A 672-nucleotide genomic window follows, 5' to 3' on the forward strand; every position below is an offset into this window, starting at 1 on the left:
CGATGGCGGCCAGTGCCTCGCCGAGGGAGCGCAGGCCGTGGCGCAGGGCGAGCAGGCATCCGGCCAGGATGGGTTTGAGGGTGCCCAGGGCGTAGGTGCGGTTGGGGCGCGAGTCCGGCTCGGGGTGCAGGGCTTGCGGATCGGCCGCGGCGGCCAGCAGCACGTGCAGGTTGTCGGCCAGGACCTTGGCGGCGAAGTCCTGCTGCAAGGCCAGGTGGGTCAGGCCGCTGGCCGCCTCCAGGCGCAGGCGGTGCTTGAGGCGCTTGAAGGCTTCTTCCACGCGCCAGCGGCGGTGGTAGAGCGCGCCGAAGTCGGCGGCCGGATGGCGTTGGGGATCGAGCAGCGAGGTCATCAGCACGCGCACCGAGCCGGCAGGAGTGACATCGCGCACCAGGCGCACCTGGGTGGGCGTGCGCTGGAGTTCGTAATCGGCCGCATCGCGGGCCTTGGGTGCGGCCAGGGTAACGAGGGCCTCGGCCTGGCCACTGCGTAGGAAGTGCTTGACCACGTGCCAGCCGGTGGCATCCACGCGCATGCAGAAGTCAATGCCGCGCTGGACCAGGCAGGCGGCCAGCCAGTTGCCCGGATAGCCGCGATCGAGCACGAGCAGGTCGTGTCCGGGGACCAGATCATCCAGGGCTTCGAACAGCATCTGCCGCTCGCAGCCATCGG

1 protein-coding gene is annotated in these 672 nt (G+C 70.5%); it reads right to left on the reverse strand.

The window, feature by feature from the left end; genetic code table 11:
* Positions 1 to 652: transposase (locus ACH65_RS02675; RefSeq protein ID WP_153242447.1), on the reverse strand; the 652-nt coding region annotated here is incomplete at its 3' end.
* Positions 653 to 672 lie beyond the last annotated feature (20 nt).

Source organism: Frateuria defendens, from assembly GCF_001182895.1.
In the GTDB taxonomy this organism is placed as follows: Bacteria; Pseudomonadota; Gammaproteobacteria; order Xanthomonadales; family Rhodanobacteraceae; genus Frateuria_B; species Frateuria_B defendens.